We start from the raw sequence: 17082 nt of genomic DNA, 5'->3' as shown, positions 1-17082 counted from the left end.
GGAAAAGCGCTTATTTTTCTGTGCTGTGTCTTGCATCCTAGTAACCTCAAAAGCCGTGGATATCTTTGAACGGTTTTTACGCGAGGCTACTTTTCAACTAGGAATCGAGCTACATCGAGTTCCTGTTGTCATGTTGTCTACATTAGGCATCTATCTTGCCTTTATGGTCTTGGTAAAGCTTTTTGGTTCTCGCGTATTGACCTCCATGACGGCCTCTGACGCGATCATCATCATTATGTTCGGTGCCGTTGCCGGGCGTGTGATCATTGGTGTTCCACCCACATTAGCGGCGGGTGTTATCGGGCTGACCACGCTGATGGCCCTGGAAGCTGCATTCGGCACCATCCGCAAGGTGGTGAAGTGGACGCGATTTTTGGATCGCCGCCCTGTTCTCATCGTCTTTCAGGGCGAGATGATTGACGATAATCTCACCGTGTCCCACATCACTCGCTCTGACGTGTATTCCGCGGTGCGAAAGGCTGGTTTGGCCCGCATGGAAGACGTTCAGATTATGGTTTTAGAACCCACCGGGCACATATCTGTCATCAAGAATGGTCAGGACATAGACCCAGATATCTTTAATGACCTCGTTGGCTCTGGGTATATCAAACAGGCCAAAGAGTCTTAAAGATTTGATAGAGGGGGGAGAACTTCAGAACTACCTTTCGTAGAACCGCCGTGCAGTTCAATAAGAGCACGGCGGTTAAGCACTCTCAAGGCGCGTTAGCGTTTAGAAAGGAAGTTTGAAGTTCTTTAGAAGGTCATCGATGTTGATGTACTTATTGGCGAAAGCGAAGAGAGTACCCAGTGCACCGACAGCAGCAGTAATAACTTCGATCCAGGCCTTGATGGACTCAGGATTCGCGTCCTTGGAAGACAAGTCTTGCGTTTTCTTGGCGTCGTTTTGCTTGTTTGCGTCCGAATCAATCTTCTGGCTAGGAGCGCCGGTGGAGGTGGCAGATGAGACCTGAGCGGCGGTATCCACATTCTCTGCGGCAGTGGCCACGGTGGTGTCAGCGAGAGTAACGGATAGGGCGGTTGCGCCGGCGAGGAAGGCCTTGCGGGAGAAAAGCTTCATTGTGTTTCCTATCAAGCTTGTGGTGTTCAAATTTTTAGATATTAGACGGCTTCGTAGCTGTCCGAATTACCCCAAGCTGATTTTAATAAAAAACATTATCATTAAGGAATAGGGGTGTTTTGAGGGGGTGATTAATACAGATGGTGTGAATGGGAAGGATGTGCTTTCTGGAGTTAAGTGCAGGTAGGAGGGTATTCAAGGCAAAGCATCGGATATGAAAATGCCCCAGCGCCACGCCACGATTTAGTTCGTGCATTGCGCTGGGGTGAGGCAAATGTAGGGGGGAGGCATCGGCAAGCGCCGATGCCGCAGACTAGGCCTTTACCGTAGCCTTTTTGATCTTTACCTCTTCTGCAGGCTTGCCGTCTTCTTGGCCGCCTGGGAGACCGCCCTGCTCGCCGGTGTCTACGCCGGCCTCGGCAATCTTGTCTAGGGTCTTGAGGCCATCTTCGGTGATGGTGCCAAAGTAGGTGTAGTTAGGAGGCAACTCCGAGTCATCGTAGTTAAGGAAGAACTGGGAGCCGTTGGTATCCGGACCGCTATTGGCCATAGCGACGGAACCGCGGGGGTAGACAACTGGGTTCTGCAAGTCCTCGTCATCAGTTTCATCGGTGGGGTATTCATTCGCAAAGCTGAAGCCTGGGCCGCCGGTACCGGAACCGGTGGGATCGCCGCACTGGAGCACGTTCAAGCCACCAGAGGTCATACGGTGGCAGACGGTGTCATCGTAGAAGCCGGAGTCAGCCAGTTCCGAAATAGCGTGGGTGGTACAAGGCGCGGTGGCACGATCTAGGTTCATCTCGATCGGGCCCTGGGTGGTATCGAAGGATACGGTGACAGTGCCCTCGGTGGAAATATCCTTGCCGTCGGGCTTCTTGGCACCGTGGCCATCCTGCCCATTGTCCTTGTACTCGCACTGGACGGTTGCCGGCAGGGCTTCCGCGCGCTTGCCGCTCAAGGACTCTGCCTTGGGGGCTTCCTGCGTGGTCTTAGCTTCCGAGGTATCTTCCGCCTGGATTTCGCCCTCAGAGCCATCGCGGGTGGAGAGGAAGTAAATTCCTCCCGCGATGCCGAGGATGACGACGAGCGAGGCTACGGCGACACCAAAAGGACGAGTCTTTTGTTTGCGGTCACGGGACTTTAGCTCGCGGTCGAGCTTGTGCATCGCGTCTTCTCCGCGCTTTTTATTATCTGGCACCGTGGGACAACCTTTCTAGCGATTATCGGTGACGTGTCTCAACTAGGATGATTTTAGCGGCTTTGCGGACGTGGGGTTGACTTGGCTCGGGGATTGGCATCAGCAAAAAGCGGTGAGCTATAGCGGGGAAGCAAAAGTATCAGTACGCTCGGGGCCATGGCTGAAGTTAAATTTTCTGACGAACCTACCCAAACCGCTGGTGAACTTCCCGCAGTAGGGGAGTCCATCCCAGAGTTCACCCTCGTTGGCACCGACCTTTCTGAGGTCACCAATAAGGATTTCGAGGGCAAGCGCCTCGTTATCTCGATTTTCCCTTCCATCGATACCGGCGTGTGCCAGCAGCAGCTGCGCACCTTTAACGAGAAGGCCGCGGGCCTGGACAACACCGTTGTCTTGTCTGTCTCCCGCGACCTTCCCTTCGCGCTGGATCGTTTCTGCGCCGCAGAGGGCATTGAAAATGTGGACACCGCCTCCGATTTCCGCTCCGATTTTGGCGAGAAGTTCGGCGTGACCTTGCAAGGCTCCCCACTCAAGGGCCTATTGGCACGCTCCGTTGTAGTCACCGACGCTGACCACAAGGTCATTTACAACGAGTTGGTGCCGGAGGTAACCACTGAGCCGGACTACGACAAGGCTCTTGCAGCCCTGCAATAAAGCTTTAAGCTGGCAGGATATTTAAATCCAGCACCCAGCCTTTCCCCATAACCCACCGTGGTTGTGGGCGCGAAGGCTGGGTGCTTTTTGCATGCTTGCGCGGCCTTGGATCAAGAAGGCTGATACGTGCGGGGTGCTCAAGGGGCGGTTCTCGTTAGACTTGAGCCATGGACGTTCAAGGATTTACTGTAGGCCCATTTCGCACAAATACCTATATCGTGGCGGAGGGAAAGCGCGCTTTCATCGTGGATCCGGGCATGGATTCCATGTCGAGGGTTCTGGCGCACGACTATGACTATGAAGCCATCGTGCTCACGCACGGGCACATTGACCACACCCGCGAGGCCGGGGACTTGGCACAAAAGCTCGATATCCCCGTTTATATTCATCCCGCAGATAGGTTCATGTTGGATTCTGGGGAGGGCGTCTCTGCCCAGGTGCAGGAGCTATTCCAAGCCTCGAGCATGGTACCCATTGCCAATCTCCGCGAACTCCACGGTGGGGAAGAACTGGAGCTAATCGGGAATACATTTACCCTCCAACACGCCCCTGGACATTCGCCGGGGTGCGTATTGATCTTTTCGGATACTTTTGCCCTTACCGGTGACGTACTTTTTGCCGGGGGAATGGGGCGCGTCGATCTTCCGGATTCTAATCCACAGGCCATGCTTGATTCATTGGCGGGCCCGGTGTGGGATTTAGACGATGAGCTGGACATTTTTCCCGGCCACGGCCCAACCTCGACCATGCGTGAGGAGAGGGCGACCAACCCATTCCTGCGAAAATCCCATGGGGTACTCTAGTGACCATGAGTGAAGAGAAGCGGTTCCAGGCACTGTCCGCACCGAAGGGTGTGCCAGATTATTACCCACCAGAGTCTGCGACTTTTTATAAGGTCCGCCAGACCATGGTGGAACAGGCGCATCTTTCCGGCTTTCAGCACATTGAATTGCCCATTTTTGAAGATACCGCGCTTTTTGCCCGCGGCGTGGGCGAATCTACCGACGTGGTCTCCAAAGAGATGTACACCTTTGCAGATCGCGGCGATCGCTCTGTGACCTTGCGCCCGGAGGGAACTGCGGGCGTTATGCGCTCGGTCATCCAACACAATTTGGATCGCGGTCAGCTGCCGGTAAAGCTGAACTACAGTGGTCCGTTCTTCCGCTATGAGCGCCCGCAGGCGGGGCGCTACCGCCAGCTTCAGCAGGTTGGCGTGGAAGCTATTGGCGTTGACGATCCAGCACTTGATGCTGAGGTCATCGCACTGGCGGATCGCTCCTACAGGGCCCTGGGGCTGAGCGGGTTCCGCCTGGAATTGACCAGCTTGGGCGACCGGAATTGTCGGCCCGCCTACCGCGAAAAGCTGCAGGAATTCCTGTTCAAGCTGGACATTGATGAGGAAACCCGCCGCCGCGCGGAGATCAACCCCTTGCGTGTCTTAGACGATAAGCGCCCGGATATGCAGGAGCAGCTTGCCGATGCCCCCTTGATGCTCGATTACCTCGATGCCGAGTGCCGCGAGCACTTTGAGACCGTAACCGGCATGCTGGAGGATATGGGCGTGGCGTACGAAATCAACCCCCGTATGGTGCGCGGCTTGGACTACTACACCAAGACTTGCTTTGAATTCGTCCACGATGGCCTGGGTGCGCAATCCGGTATTGGCGGCGGCGGCCGCTACGACGGCCTGATGGCGCAGCTTGGCGGGCAAGATCTCTCGGGCATCGGCTATGGCCTCGGCGTTGACCGCGCCATCCTCGCCCTAGAAACTGAGGGAATCACCTTAGAAGGCAGTGATTCCCGCGTGGATGTCTATGGCATTGCCTTGGGTACAGCGGCCAAGCGCCGCATGACCGGCATCATCAATGACCTGCGCAAGGCGGGAATCGCGGCGGATATGTCCTTTGGTGATCGCGGCCTCAAGGGCGCGATGAAGGGCGCTGACCGCGCGGGCGCGCGCTTTGCTCTGGTCCTGGGAGATCAAGAACTAGAAAACGGTACCGTTGCGGTGAAGGACTTGGCGGCCCACGAGCAACGCGATGTTGAGCTATCGCAGCTGGTTGCCATTTTAGGACGGGATCTAGAAAGCTAAACGCAGGAGTAAAAAAGGGGGGCACCGATTAAATTCGGTGCCCCCCTTTTGTGTGTTTTTAACTGATTAGCACTCCACTTGGGAAACGCTAAAGCCCATCGTCTTAGCCAAGCCGCCGAGGGAGGTCTCCTTGTACTTGGAGAGCATATCGCGGCCCGTATCTGCCATGGTTTGTACGGCGTTATCCAGGGTGACGTGGTGGGTGCCTTCGCCCATCATTGCCATGCGGGCGGCGTTAATGGATTTCACCGCGCCGATGGCGTTGCGCTCAATACAAGGGATCTGCACTAGTCCGCCGACCGGGTCACAGGTAAGGCCGAGGTTGTGCTCAAGGGCGATCTCTGCCGCATTTTCCACTTGGGCGGGGGTCGCACCAAGGAGTGCTGCCATTCCCGCAGCGGACATGGATGAGGCGGAGCCGACTTCGCCCTGGCATCCCACTTCGGCGCCGGAAATGGAGGCGTTCTGTTTGATGATCATGCCGATTGCGCCTGCGGTGAGCAGGTAACGGCGTGCGGATTCGCGGCAGAAGCCACCATGGAAGTCGCGCGCATAGTGCAAGACTGCGGGAATGATGCCGCAGGCGCCGTTGGTGGGCGCGGTAATAACGCGGCCGCCCGCGGCGTTTTGCTCGTTGACCGCTAAGGCGAAGAGATTGACCCATTCCATGGCGGAAAAGCCAGAGTGTGGGTCATTTTTCTGCTCGAGCAGCTGCGCATACATCTTGGGGGCGCGCCGCGGTACCCGGAGGCCACCGGGCAAGATGCCCTTGGTGGAAATACCATCGGTCACGCATTCGCGCATGATGTCCCATACGAGGTCCAAATGGCGCAGGACAAAATCCGCGCCACCTTCGTCCTTGTGAAGTACTTCCTCATTGGCGAGGACAATTTCCCAAATATCTTTGTCGTTGGCCTCGCAGAGGTTGAGCAGTTCTTCGCCGGTGGTGAACTCATATGGCACGGTGTCTTCTACGGTTGCTGCGGCAACGCCGGCGGGCACTTCGTGGCTATCGGCGACCTCTGCATCGAGCTCTTTGCGGGAGAGGATGAAGCCGCCGCCGACGGAGAAGTACTGTTCATCTTCAGCAAGGATATTGCCATCTGCATCCCAGGCCTGGAAGATCATGCCATTGGGGTGCTGGGGCAGTGGCTCGTTGTCAAAGGTGATTTCGTAGTCGACGCTGCCAGAAGGGCCAGAAATGGTGCCTTCGCTGGGGATTGTGCCGCCGGCTTGCGGCTCGGCATCGATAGGAACGGTCAGCGGCTCCCAGCCGGCGAGTCCTAGGATGACGGCGCGGTCGGAGGCGTGGCCGCGCCCAGTGGCGGACAGCGAACCGCGCAGCTCCGCCGAGACGCGGGCGGGATGGGTATTGAGGGATTCTAGAAATTGCTTCGCGGCACGCATCGGCCCAACCGTGTGAGAGGAGGATGGGCCAATGCCGATGGCGAAAATGTCAGTAACGCTAATAGTCATGGTGAAAGCCTTAAGAAACCTTTCTTCGTAGCAAGAGAGTTATCGGTCCAAGAGCGTGAAAAAGAGATTTTCTCAGGCGCGGGGATTCGGGTCGAACATTCTAAAATTCAAGCGTAGAGAAATATGTGACATGTATCAATTTTAGAATATGCGATAGGTATTGCGGTGCTAGTGCTTTCCGTCGTATTGGGACAAAATTTCCTCGAAAGGCAGAAACTCTTCGTCCACTCCGATTCCGGTAGGGCGGGAATGGGGGCTGGGTTTGGGGGCATCGGCAAGCCCGGCGACCCGATCCGTGGGGCGAATCATCTGATCTGCAAGCTGGGTGGCGGCACGCTCGATGCGGCTGCGAATGCGTGCGCCCTCGGCGGTGCCCAGATCCTCGGTTGCCTGGAAAATGCCGGTGGGAACGACGTGGGCGTGCAGGTAATTCAATAGGGGGCGCAGCGCATAGTCCAAGATGAGCGCGTGGCGCGGTGAACCGCCCGTAGCTGCCACGATGGTGGGCAGCTCCTCCAAGGCGTGGGCATCCAGAACATCAAAAAACATCTTGAACAGCCCGGAGTAGCTGCCTTGGAAGGCAGGGGTGACGGCAATAAAGCCATCGGCCGTGGAAAGCAGCTCTTTCGCTTCATCCAGTTGGGGCGTTGGAGCCGCCCAATTGGTCATGGCTGTGGCCAATTCAGAAGCAAGGGTGCGCACCTCAATAATGTGGGTGTTTACGCCTTCACCGCGCGCGGAAATCTTCGCCTCGGTGGCTTCTGCAATGGTCTCAGCCAATTGCCGGGTAGATGATGGTTCCGAGAGCCCGGCCGTGAGGACAACCAAAGATCGCATTGCTTAGTCCTCCTTTCCAGGGCTTACGCGAAAGTGTGGGGAATCTGGGTGTTGCTTGAGCGTGGCATGCGTCGGTGGATCTGAGGGTACATGGTCTGGTCGTCGCTGCTCAAAGCGCCGACGGAGCTCAGGGACGACTTGCGTGCCAAGAATTTCTATCTGCTTGAGCACCACTTCTTGCGGCAGCCCCGCGTGATCAACGAGGAAAAGCTGGCGTTGGTAATCGCCCACATAGTCCGTAAATTTCAGGGTGCGCTCAATAACCTGCTCTGCAGTGCCCACGGTCAGCGGGGTGTAATCGGTAAATTCCTCAAGGCTCGGACCGTGCCCGTACACGGGTGCGTTATCGAAGTACGGGCGGAAGAACTTCTTTGCTTCCTCTTCAGTATCGCCAATAAATACCTGGCCGCCGAGCCCCACGATGGCTTGGTCAGCCTGGCCGTGGCCATAAGAGGCAAAGCGGCACCGATACATGCTGACCATCTTGGCTGTGTGTTCTTGATTCCAGAAAATATTATTGTGGAAGAATCCGTCGCCGTAATAGGCGGCTTGTTCTGCAATCTGCGTCGAGCGAATGGAGCCGTGCCATACAAACGGCGGGACGCCATCAAGGGGAGCCGGGGTAGAGGTAAACGCCTGCAATGGGGTGCGGAATTTGCCCTCCCAGTTGACGCTATTCTCCCGCCACAGGCGGCGCAGCAAGTGGTAATTTTCCACGGCCAACGGGATGCCTTGGCGGATATCTTTGCCAAACCACGGGTAGACGGGGCCAGTGTTGCCGCGTCCCATCATCAGGTCCACGCGGCCGCCAGAGAGGTGCTGCAAAAAGGCGTAATCTTCCGCGATCTTTACCGGGTCATTGGTGGTAATTAGCGTCGTGGAGGTAGAAAGCTGCAAGCGCTCGGTCTGCGCTGCGATGTAGGCTAGGTGGGTCGTCGGAGAAGACGGAACGAAGGGCGGATTGTGGTGCTCGCCGGTGGCGAAGACATCGAGACCCACTTCTTCTGCCTTGAGCGCGATTTCCGTAATATTGCGGATTCGCTCCGCCTCAGACGGGGTTTCGCCCGTCGTTGGATCGGTGGTGACGTCTCCGACCGTAAAGATGCCAAATTGCATGATATCCCTTTCTACCCTTGATTCCTGCTTATAATCATTGTACGTGACGTGTCAACAACGCAGGAGGGGAGATTGTTCCCAATTGGGTAAAGCGGAGAAAGGGAATTAGCGGTAGACCCCGCGCCCCAAGGTGTCGCACTCAGCCATCCGGCCAGAATTATACCCAGCAAGGAACGCCTGCTGGCGTTGCTCAGAAGACCCGTGCGTCCACGCATCGGGCTGGACCTGCCCGGTGGAACGGCGCTGGATATTATCGTCACCCACAGCCTGCGCCGCAGTGACCGCATCCGCAACTTGCTGTTGGGAAATCGGCTCAAGCAGAGCATCCTCGCCCTTATCCGCGTGAGAAGCCCAAATACCTGCGTAGCAATCTGCCTGGAGCTCGATCTTTACCGCATTGGAATCCGCGCCGGGGTCGTTATAGTCAGAAAGCTGCAGCGTGCCCTCAAGCTGCTGAATGTGGTGGCCAAACTCGTGGGCGACAATGTACATTTGCGCGAACGGGGCATTGTGTGCACCGTAGTTGCTCAGCGAATCAAAAAACGTGGTGTCGAAGTATGCCGATTGATCGGCGGGGCAATAAAACGGCCCGGTGGCTGAAGATGCGGTGCCGCAACCGGAATTGGTGGAGCCATTAAAAATCACCCGGCCAGGGTTGGTGTATTCAATGCCGGCTTGCTCTGGCAGCTCGGCGGTCCACACGTTATCCCCGCTCATGGCGGTAAACATCACCCGGCAGTCATCGTATTTATTGCCGTCCTCTGCCGTTTGGCAGTGATCGAAGGCAGAATCATCGGCGCCAGATTGGGTGCTGGATTGTGACTGTTCATTGCCCAGGAGGGCGCCAATATCGGAGGGATTTCCTCCCAATAAGAGGTAGAGCCCTACCAGTACGACGGAGCCGACGCCGCCGCCTATTGCGAGGCCACCGCCACCGCCGGAGGTTGCGCGCTGGCCATCAAAATCGGCACCAGATTTAAATGTCATGACTAAATAGTGCCACACCTTTTCAGCGTCGTCAGTGCGCAGCGGGCACTCCCTTTCCGGGGCGGGCAGTGGCACTGGGCTCGTGACCGTGTGCTGTGGATTAATTGGGCTTAATAGGAGCGGAAGTAGCGGTGGGATGTAGAATTGGCCAAGTTCCTAGTCTTGTGCTTGGTTGGGCGCGCGCTGTTTACGCGTGGCTGGACCCGCAAGTAACTCCATTTTAGAAGGGATTGAATTATAGTGCTGCGTACCCATTTGGCCGGTGAGCTCCGCAAAGAACTGGCAGAAGAGACCGTAACCCTAACCGGTTGGGTGTCTCGTCGCCGTGACCACGGCGGCGTCATCTTCATTGACCTGCGCGATCGTTCCGGTATTGCCCAGGTAGTCTTCCGCGAATCCGATGTCGCAGAGCGCGCCCACGACCTGCGTTCGGAATACTGCGTCAAGGTAACCGGCGTGGTCGAGCCGCGCCCAGAAGGCTCCGAAAACCCGAACCTGCCTTCCGGAGAGATCGAGGTCAACGTGACCGACCTGGAGGTGCTCAATAAATCCGCAGCGCTGCCCTTCCAGGTAGATGATCCCTCCGCCTCTGGCGAGGTAGGCGAGGAAACCCGTCTGAAGTACCGCTACTTGGATCTGCGCCGCGAGCGCCAGGCAAAGGCATTGCGCCTGCGCTCTGCTGCCAACCGTGCGGCTCGTAACGTGCTGGATAAGCACGACTTCGCTGAAATCGAAACCCCTACCTTGACCCGCTCCACTCCAGAGGGTGCGCGCGACTTTTTGGTCCCTGCCCGCCTGAAGCCGGGTTCGTGGTACGCTCTACCGCAGTCGCCGCAGCTATTCAAGCAGCTGCTGATGGTGGCCGGCATGGAGCGCTACTACCAGATTGCACGGTGCTACCGCGATGAGGACTTCCGCGCAGACCGCCAGCCGGAATTTACCCAGCTGGACGTGGAGATGTCCTTCGTAGATCAAGACGATGTCATCGCGCTTGGTGAAGAGATCGTTAAAGAGCTGTGGAAGCTCATCGGCTACGATATTCAGACCCCAATCCCGCGCATGACCTATGCCGATGCCATGAAGTACTACGGCTCCGATAAGCCGGACCTGCGCTTTGACATCAAGATCGTCGAGTGCACGGAATTCTTCAAGGACACCACCTTCCGCGTCTTCCAGAACGAATACGTCGGTGCCGTAGTCATGGACGGCGGTGCTTCGCAGCCGCGCCGCCAGTTCGATGCATGGCAGGACTGGGCCAAGCAGCGCGGCGCCAAGGGCCTTGCCTACATCACCGTCGCAGAAGACGGCACCCTGGGCGGGCCAGTGGCCAAAAACATTACCGACGCGGAGCGCGAGGGCATCGCCGAGCACGTTGGCGCAAAGCCCGGTGACGCCATCTTCTTCGCCGCCGGCGACACCAAGTCTTCCCGCGCGCTGTTGGGTGCAGCCCGCGGCGAAATTGCCAAGAAGCTCGACCTCATCAAGGAGGGCGACTGGGCCTTTACCTGGGTCGTTGACGCCCCGCTTTTCGAACCTTCTGCCGATGCCACCGCTTCCGGCGACGTGGCCTTGGGCCACTCCAAGTGGACCGCGGTTCACCACGCCTTCACCTCGCCGAAGCCGGAGTGGATCGATTCCTTCGATGAGAACCCAGGCGAGGCCACGGCGTACGCCTACGACATCGTCTGCAACGGCAACGAAATCGGCGGCGGTTCCATCCGTATCCACCAAGAAGATGTGCAAAAGCGCGTCTTTGAGGTCATGGGCATTGGCGATGAGGAAGCACAAGAGAAGTTCGGCTTCTTGCTCGATGCCTTCTCCTACGGCGCACCGCCACACGGCGGCATCGCCTTTGGCTGGGACCGCATCGTTTCCCTTCTGGGCGGCTTTGACTCCATCCGCGACGTCATTGCCTTCCCGAAGTCCGGTGGCGGCGTGGATCCGCTTACCGATGCCCCCGCACCCATCCCTGCCGCACAGCGCAAGGAAACCGGCGTGGACTTCAAGCCGGAGAAGAAAAAGAACGGCGAAGAGGCAAAGGTCGCGAACAAGGGGTAGGAGAACTAGCCCCTTAGGCTCGCCATCACGACACCATTTTTAGGTCAAGCGGGGCGCGCGCCCTCGCCGCAGCAGAAACTTGTGCGGCAAGGGGTGTAGCCCCCGCGCTTTGTGGTGGAGGGCATACTGGATAGAACTATGGTTGATACACAGACAGTGCTTTCGGCCGATGAGGTCATCAGTGCCGCATCGGAAATGTTGTCGCGTCGCTTTGGTGGCACGCCAGAAATGTCGGATATTGAGGATTTAGGCGGATCCGGCAATGCCTTAGTGCTGCGCGCGAAAGTTGCCCCTAGCGCCTTTTTGCCGCATCGCTCTGTGGTTATCAAATACAATCCAGTAACCGGCTACGGCGTTGATGACGCAGCGATGCTGCGCGAGGTCGTGGCCTACCAATTTACCACCGCCTTAGCAGAAGACGTGCGCCCAGGGCCGGTGCTGCTCGCGCACGATTTAGACCGGCGCATCATTGTCCTGACGGATTTGGGTGAAGCCGAGACCCTTGCGGATGTGCTTTTGGAATCCTCCGATGAGGATCGCATCCGCATCCTGCGCTCTTTGGGTACGGCATTGGGGCATATTCACGTAGGAACCGCAGATCACGAGCAGGATTTTGAGACCCTGCTCAACCGCACCTTGCGGCATAACCCGGAATACGCCGATCACCAATCCGTGCGCGATCAATCCTTGTATCGCTCCATTGGTATCGGGCTGAACCTGCTTGATGAGGCAGGGCTCAAGGCCCCAGAGAGTTTTCGCAGCTTGGCCGATCAAGCCGCCGAATCCCTCACCTCCGGCAAGGATAGGGCCTTTACTCCCTTCGATCTCTCGCCGGATAACATCATCGTTTCTAAGCGCCTGCACTTCTTGGACTATGAATGGGCGGGGTTTAGGAACGTGGGCTTTGACGTCGCGTGCGTTATCGCGGGCTTCCCACAGTTCCTATTTTCTAAACCAATCACGGATAAGGAAGCAGATACATTCCTCGCCGCATGGTCGCGCGAAGTATCTGAGGTATGGCCGCGCTTTGCCGATGAAGAAGAGCTACACGGCCTTATCGTCGCCTCCCTCATTGGTTGGGCCTTGTCTAGCGTGACTACCATGCACGCTGGGGGAATTGAGGGATTGGTTGCCCTTGCTAGCGGGGACGCAGAGATTGTTCATGACCCGCAGCGCTCGATCCTGCGCCCGCCGGACAGCGGGCCATTTAACGAGGACGAGCTAATGGTCCGCCAAGACCTCTATGAAACCTTCGACGCGCTCGCGCGCTACGCCGCCCAATGCGGGACCGCACCGTGTACGGCCATCGCGGAGTTTGGCAACTTAGTTGCCCGCCGCGTCCACGACGACTAATCACTACACCTTTTTGGGGAGCTAAAACCACATGAGCCAGGATTCTCTCTTCGGCGCCTCTCCCAATGCCGGCGGCAGCATGGGAGGCGATGGCTCGGCATCGTCTTTTCCCACGGCCAATCTCTTTGCCACGCACTCCGGTTCGCCCTTGGCCGCGCGCATGCGCCCGCAGACTTTGGAAGAGGTCGTGGGGCAAGACCACCTCCTTGCTTCCGGCAAGCCGCTGCGCCGGCTGGTCGAAGGATCCGGCGAGGCCTCGGTCATTTTGTATGGTCCGCCCGGGACCGGCAAGACAACGATTGCCTCGCTCATCGCGAGCCAGATGGGCCAAAACTTCGTTGGTCTCTCCGCCCTTGATTCAGGGGTGAAGCAGGTGCGCGAAGTCATTACCCACGCCCGGCAGGAACTTATCCACGGCCGCAGGACGGTGCTTTTTATTGATGAGGTTCATCGCTTCTCCAAAATCCAGCAGGACGCCTTGCTGGCAGCGGTGGAAAACCGGACGGTCCTGCTCGTTGCAGCGACGACCGAAAACCCATCCTTCTCGGTCGTCTCGCCGTTGTTATCCCGCTCGCTCCTCCTGCAGCTGCACTCGCTGAGCGAGGAGGATCTCAAGGGCGTAGCGCGCCGCGCGCTAGACAGCGACTGGGGGCTAGGGGAGCGCGACTTGATCATTACTGATGAGGCCTTAAACCAGCTCGTCGTGCTCTCTGGGGGCGACGCTCGGCGCAGTCTGACCTACCTCGAAGCGGCCGCGGAAGCGGTTGATGATGGCGGCGAGATCACCGCGGCCACGATTACGGATAACGTGAATCGGGCGGTGGTGCGCTATGACCGCGACGGCGATCAGCACTACGACGTGACATCCGCTTTCATCAAGTCCATCCGCGGCTCTGATGTCGATGCCGCGCTGCACTATTTAGCGCGCATGGTTGAGGCTGGCGAGGATCCGCGGTTTATTGCCCGCCGTCTGATGGTTCACGCCTCAGAGGATATTGGCATGGCTGATCCCACGGCCTTGCAAGTCGCAGTCGCGGCCGCAGAGGCGGCACAACTAATCGGCTTGCCTGAAGCGCGCATCCCGCTGGCGCAGGCAACGATTCACTTGGCGACGGCGCCGAAATCGCCGTCCGTAATCGCTGCCATTACTAAGGCACAAGCCGATGTCGCCGCCGGCAAGGTCGGCCACGTGCCGCCGCACCTGCGCGATGGGCACTATGAGGGCGCAAAACGGCTGGGAAATGCGACGGGGTATTCCTATCCCCACGATGATCCGCGCGGGGTAGTGGAGCAACAATACCTGCCCGATGAGCTCGAGGGCACCGTATATTATGAGCCCACCGAGCACGGCGCTGAAAAACGAATCTTTGACTATATTGGCCGTTTGCGCAGGATACTTCGCGGCAAGCGCCGCTGAGTGCGAGCCTGCTCGGCTGGTTTTGGCCCCACCGATGGGCAAGGCCTGCCCACCAGTAGGTAAAGTTGGATGGGTTAGAAAGCTTCTTGATGGAAGATAAAAGCTTAGACAGTTAGGATTATTGCTCGTGAAGACTCATGAGATCCGGGAACGGTTTACCCAGCACTTCGTCAATTCTGGTCACGAGGTTGTCCCCAGCGCCTCTTTGATCCTGGATGACCCTAACCTGCTTTTCGTTAACGCGGGCATGGTGCCCTTCAAGCCTTATTTCTTGGGCCAGCAGACCCCACCATTTTCGCAAGGGCTTGCTACCTCCATCCAAAAGTGCGTGCGCACCTTGGATATTGAGGAAGTTGGCATTACCACCCGCCACAACACCTTCTTCCAAATGGCGGGTAACTTCTCCTTTGGCCAGTACTTCAAGGAAGGCGCCATTTCCAATGCATGGAACCTGCTGACCAAAGACGTAGAAGACGGCGGGTTTGGCCTGGACCCGGAGCGCCTGTGGGTCACCGTGTACCTCGATGACGATGAGGCAGCGGAAATCTGGCGGGATAAGATCGGCGTGCCAGAAGAGCGCATCCAGCGCCTGGGCATGGAAGATAACTACTGGTCCATGGGCGTGCCGGGACCATGTGGGCCCTGCTCGGAAATCTATTACGATCGCGGGTCCGAATACGGCAAGGACGGCGGCCCGATTGCGGATGATAACCGCTACATGGAGATCTGGAACCTCGTGTTCATGCAAAATGAGCGCGGCGAGGGAACCGGAAAGGGCGATTTTGAGATCGTCGGCGAACTGCCGAAGAAAAACATCGATACCGGCTTGGGCATCGAGCGCGTCGCTTGCCTGTTGCAGGGAGTAGACAACGTCTACGAAACCGACCTGCTCCGCCCGGTTATTGACGTTGCTGAGGAGCTTACCGGCGCCACCTACGGCGAGAAGGCAACGCAGCAGGATAATATCCGCTTCCGCGTGGTGGCTGACCACTCGCGCACCGGCATGATGCTCATCTTGGATGGCGTTACCCCAGGTAATGAGGGCAGGGGCTATATCTTGCGCCGCCTGTTGCGCCGCATCATTCGCTCCGCAAAGCTGCTCGGCGCCGAGGGCGCCACCATGGAGCGCTTCATGAATACGGTCATGGATACCATGACCCCGTCTTATCCTGAGATTGCGGATAACCGCGAGCGCATCCTCCGCGTGGCCATCAATGAGGAAAAGGCGTTTTTGAAGACGCTGGAATCTGGCACCAAGCTTTTCGATGAAGCCGTGGATGACCTGCGCTCTACCCACCGCGCGAAGACCCAAAAGGTGCTTTCCGGTGATAAGGCTTTTGAGCTGCACGATACCTATGGGTTCCCCATTGACCTCACCCTGGAAATGGCGCAGGAAGCCGGCCTTGACGTGGACATGGAAGGCTTTAATGCCGCCATGGGCGAGCAGCGCCGCCGCGCCAAGGCCGATAACCAAGCCAAGAAGCACGGCCACACCGACCTCTCCTTGTACCGCGACTGGGTAGATAATAACCCCACCGTATTCACCGGTTATGAGGAACTGGTCTCGGGGGCGAACGTCATCGGCCTGGTCAAAGATGGCCAGAAGGTCAACGAGGTCCACGAGGGCGATGAGGTTGAGGTTATTTTGGACCACTCGCCGCTCTACGCTGAGTCCGGCGGACAGATGGCTGACCGCGGCCGCATTTCTGCGGGCGAATCCCTTCTGGAGGTCAATGACGTCCAGAAGATTGGCAAGAAGCTGTGGGTACACAAGGCTTCCGTTACCGCCGGTGGGCTCGATCTTGGCATGTCTGTTGAGGCTTCCGTAGATGAGAAGTGGCGCCACGGTGCGACCCAGGCGCACTCGGCCACCCACCTCATTCACGCAGCCCTGCGGCAGGTGCTGGGACCCACTGCCGTGCAGGCAGGCTCCCTTAACCGTCCGGGCTACCTGCGCTTCGACTTCAACTACACCGAGCAGTTGAGCAAAGAGCAAATGGAAGAAATCGCCCTGATTACTAACCAGGCGATCGACTCCAATATGGCCGTCAACACCATCGACACCTCACTGGAAGAGGCTAAGGCGATGGGTGCTATGGCCCTGTTCGGTGAAAACTACGGAAACCAGGTGCGCGTGGTGGAAATCGGCGGACCATTTTCCATCGAGCTCTGTGGCGGCACCCACGTTGGTTCCTCGGCAGAGATCGGTCCCGTTTCCGTGCTCGGTGAGTCCTCGGTTGGCTCCGGTGCCCGCCGCATTGAGGCTTACTCCGGCATGGATGCCTTCCGGTACTACTCCAAGGAAACTGCGCTGGTAGAAGGCGTTTCTCGCGAGCTGAAGGTGCAGTCGGAGGAGCTCCCAGAGCGCATTTCGCAGCTTTCGGAGAGGCTCAAGGCCGCTGAGAAGGAAATCGAGGTCCTGCGCAAGGCGCAACTGACCGCGCGCGCCTCTGAATTCATCGACTCGGCTACCGAGGTCAATGGGATCAAGACCATTGCGCTGCAGCTTCCCGATGGCACCTCGGGCGGCGACCTGCGCACCGTGGCCACCGATATCCGCAACCGCATGAAGGATACGGCCGCTGTCATCGTGCTCGGTGCAGTGGACAAGGGTAAGTTCCCGTTCATTGCGGCCGCTACGGCCAAGGCGGTGGACGAGGGCGTGAAAGCTGGGGACATCGTCAAGCGCCTCGGCGAATACGTCAACGGTCGCGGCGGCGGCAAGCCGGACATGGCGCAGGGCTCCGGCACCGCGCCGGAAGGTGCGCAGCGGGGCTTCGAGGCCGTCAAGGACCTTTTGCAGTCGCGCTAAGGGC

At 57.9% G+C, this 17082-nt stretch carries 14 protein-coding genes; 8 read left to right on the top strand and 6 right to left on the bottom strand.

Features of this window, described 5'->3' with window-relative positions; translation table 11 throughout:
- The first annotated feature begins 55 nt into the window (after positions 1 to 55).
- The gene (locus ABRP64_RS07610; protein ID WP_410755690.1) at positions 56 to 628 is read left to right on the top strand and encodes a DUF421 domain-containing protein; all 573 of its coding nucleotides are present in this window, start codon (positions 56 to 58) and stop codon (positions 626 to 628) included.
- Between the two features lie 102 nt (positions 629 to 730).
- On the opposite strand, the gene ABRP64_RS07605 is transcribed toward ABRP64_RS07610, so the two are convergent.
- Positions 731 to 1078: a hypothetical protein gene (locus tag ABRP64_RS07605; protein WP_349838400.1), complete on the bottom strand. Its 348-nt coding sequence runs from the start codon at positions 1076 to 1078 to the stop codon at positions 731 to 733.
- A 313-nt stretch (positions 1079 to 1391) separates the two neighbouring features.
- Complete coding sequence (locus ABRP64_RS07600; protein ID WP_349866015.1) at positions 1392 to 2276, bottom strand: peptidylprolyl isomerase; 885 nt, start codon at positions 2274 to 2276, stop codon at positions 1392 to 1394.
- 156 nt (positions 2277 to 2432) lie between these two features.
- Here ABRP64_RS07600 and tpx point away from each other — a divergent pair, with 156 nt between their 5' ends.
- The 3 genes from tpx (at position 2433) to hisS (ending at position 5022) form a co-directional block, all read left to right on the top strand.
- Complete coding sequence (gene tpx, locus ABRP64_RS07595; protein ID WP_284769716.1) at positions 2433 to 2930, top strand: thiol peroxidase; 498 nt, start codon at positions 2433 to 2435, stop codon at positions 2928 to 2930.
- Positions 2931 to 3097: 167 nt separating this feature from the next.
- On the top strand, positions 3098 to 3733 hold the full coding sequence (locus ABRP64_RS07590; protein ID WP_349866013.1) for an MBL fold metallo-hydrolase: 636 nt from the start codon (positions 3098 to 3100) through the stop codon (positions 3731 to 3733).
- Between the two features lie 5 nt (positions 3734 to 3738).
- Positions 3739 to 5022 (top strand): histidine--tRNA ligase, encoded by a 1284-nt coding sequence (gene hisS, locus ABRP64_RS07585; protein ID WP_349866012.1) that lies wholly within the window; start codon positions 3739 to 3741, stop codon positions 5020 to 5022.
- A 66-nt stretch (positions 5023 to 5088) separates the two neighbouring features.
- Here hisS and ABRP64_RS07580 read toward each other — a convergent pair whose 3' ends face one another.
- From ABRP64_RS07580 to ypfJ, 4 genes are all read right to left on the bottom strand, one after another.
- Positions 5089 to 6498, bottom strand: coding sequence for an L-serine ammonia-lyase (locus tag ABRP64_RS07580; RefSeq protein WP_284816842.1), 1410 nt, complete (start codon positions 6496 to 6498; stop codon positions 5089 to 5091).
- 168 nt (positions 6499 to 6666) lie between these two features.
- Positions 6667 to 7335 (bottom strand): FMN reductase, encoded by a 669-nt coding sequence (locus tag ABRP64_RS07575; protein WP_237791858.1) that lies wholly within the window; start codon positions 7333 to 7335, stop codon positions 6667 to 6669.
- 3 nt (positions 7336 to 7338) lie between these two features.
- Positions 7339 to 8451, bottom strand: a complete 1113-nt coding sequence (locus tag ABRP64_RS07570; RefSeq protein WP_284796082.1) for an LLM class flavin-dependent oxidoreductase — start codon at positions 8449 to 8451, stop codon at positions 7339 to 7341.
- A 105-nt stretch (positions 8452 to 8556) separates the two neighbouring features.
- A complete protein-coding gene (ypfJ, locus tag ABRP64_RS07565) occupies positions 8557 to 9438 on the bottom strand; it encodes a KPN_02809 family neutral zinc metallopeptidase (protein ID WP_349866010.1) in 882 nt (293 codons plus the stop codon).
- Positions 9439 to 9678: 240 nt separating this feature from the next.
- On the opposite strand from ypfJ, the gene aspS reads away from it, so the two are divergent.
- The 4 genes from aspS to alaS all read left to right on the top strand — a co-directional run bounded on the left by aspS (position 9679) and on the right by alaS (position 17078).
- Positions 9679 to 11496, top strand: coding sequence for an aspartate--tRNA ligase (gene aspS / locus ABRP64_RS07560; RefSeq protein WP_284849946.1), 1818 nt, complete (start codon positions 9679 to 9681; stop codon positions 11494 to 11496).
- Positions 11497 to 11634: 138 nt separating this feature from the next.
- Complete coding sequence (locus ABRP64_RS07555; protein WP_349866008.1) at positions 11635 to 12849, top strand: phosphotransferase family protein; 1215 nt, start codon at positions 11635 to 11637, stop codon at positions 12847 to 12849.
- A gap of 31 nt (positions 12850 to 12880) precedes the next feature.
- A complete protein-coding gene (locus ABRP64_RS07550) occupies positions 12881 to 14266 on the top strand; it encodes a replication-associated recombination protein A (RefSeq protein WP_349866007.1) in 1386 nt (461 codons plus the stop codon).
- Between the two features lie 127 nt (positions 14267 to 14393).
- Positions 14394 to 17078, top strand: coding sequence for an alanine--tRNA ligase (alaS, locus tag ABRP64_RS07545; RefSeq protein WP_284782026.1), 2685 nt, complete (start codon positions 14394 to 14396; stop codon positions 17076 to 17078).
- Positions 17079 to 17082: the final 4 nt, after the last annotated feature.

It is taken from the genome of Corynebacterium sp. KPL4015, from assembly GCF_040225725.1.
GTDB classification, from domain to species: domain Bacteria; phylum Actinomycetota; class Actinomycetes; order Mycobacteriales; family Mycobacteriaceae; genus Corynebacterium; species Corynebacterium rhinophilum.
This window is presented reverse-complemented; position numbering and strand designations above follow the sequence as displayed.

What these genes read in the sequence shown, in the direction of transcription:
- ABRP64_RS07605 (WP_349838400.1), bottom strand. Translation starts at nt 1,078, where the DNA reads ATGAAGCTTTTCTCCCGCAAGGCCTTCCTCGCCGGCGCAACCGCCCTA.
- tpx (WP_284769716.1), top strand. Translation starts at nt 2,433, where the DNA reads ATGGCTGAAGTTAAATTTTCTGACGAACCTACCCAAACCGCTGGTGAA.
- ABRP64_RS07590 (WP_349866013.1), top strand. Translation starts at nt 3,098, where the DNA reads ATGGACGTTCAAGGATTTACTGTAGGCCCATTTCGCACAAATACCTAT.
- hisS (WP_349866012.1), top strand. Translation starts at nt 3,739, where the DNA reads ATGAGTGAAGAGAAGCGGTTCCAGGCACTGTCCGCACCGAAGGGTGTG.
- ABRP64_RS07580 (WP_284816842.1), bottom strand. Translation starts at nt 6,498, where the DNA reads ATGACTATTAGCGTTACTGACATTTTCGCCATCGGCATTGGCCCATCC.
- ABRP64_RS07575 (WP_237791858.1), bottom strand. Translation starts at nt 7,335, where the DNA reads ATGCGATCTTTGGTTGTCCTCACGGCCGGGCTCTCGGAACCATCATCT.
- ABRP64_RS07570 (WP_284796082.1), bottom strand. Translation starts at nt 8,451, where the DNA reads ATGCAATTTGGCATCTTTACGGTCGGAGACGTCACCACCGATCCAACG.
- ypfJ (WP_349866010.1), bottom strand. Translation starts at nt 9,438, where the DNA reads ATGACATTTAAATCTGGTGCCGATTTTGATGGCCAGCGCGCAACCTCC.
- ABRP64_RS07555 (WP_349866008.1), top strand. Translation starts at nt 11,635, where the DNA reads ATGGTTGATACACAGACAGTGCTTTCGGCCGATGAGGTCATCAGTGCC.
- ABRP64_RS07550 (WP_349866007.1), top strand. Translation starts at nt 12,881, where the DNA reads ATGAGCCAGGATTCTCTCTTCGGCGCCTCTCCCAATGCCGGCGGCAGC.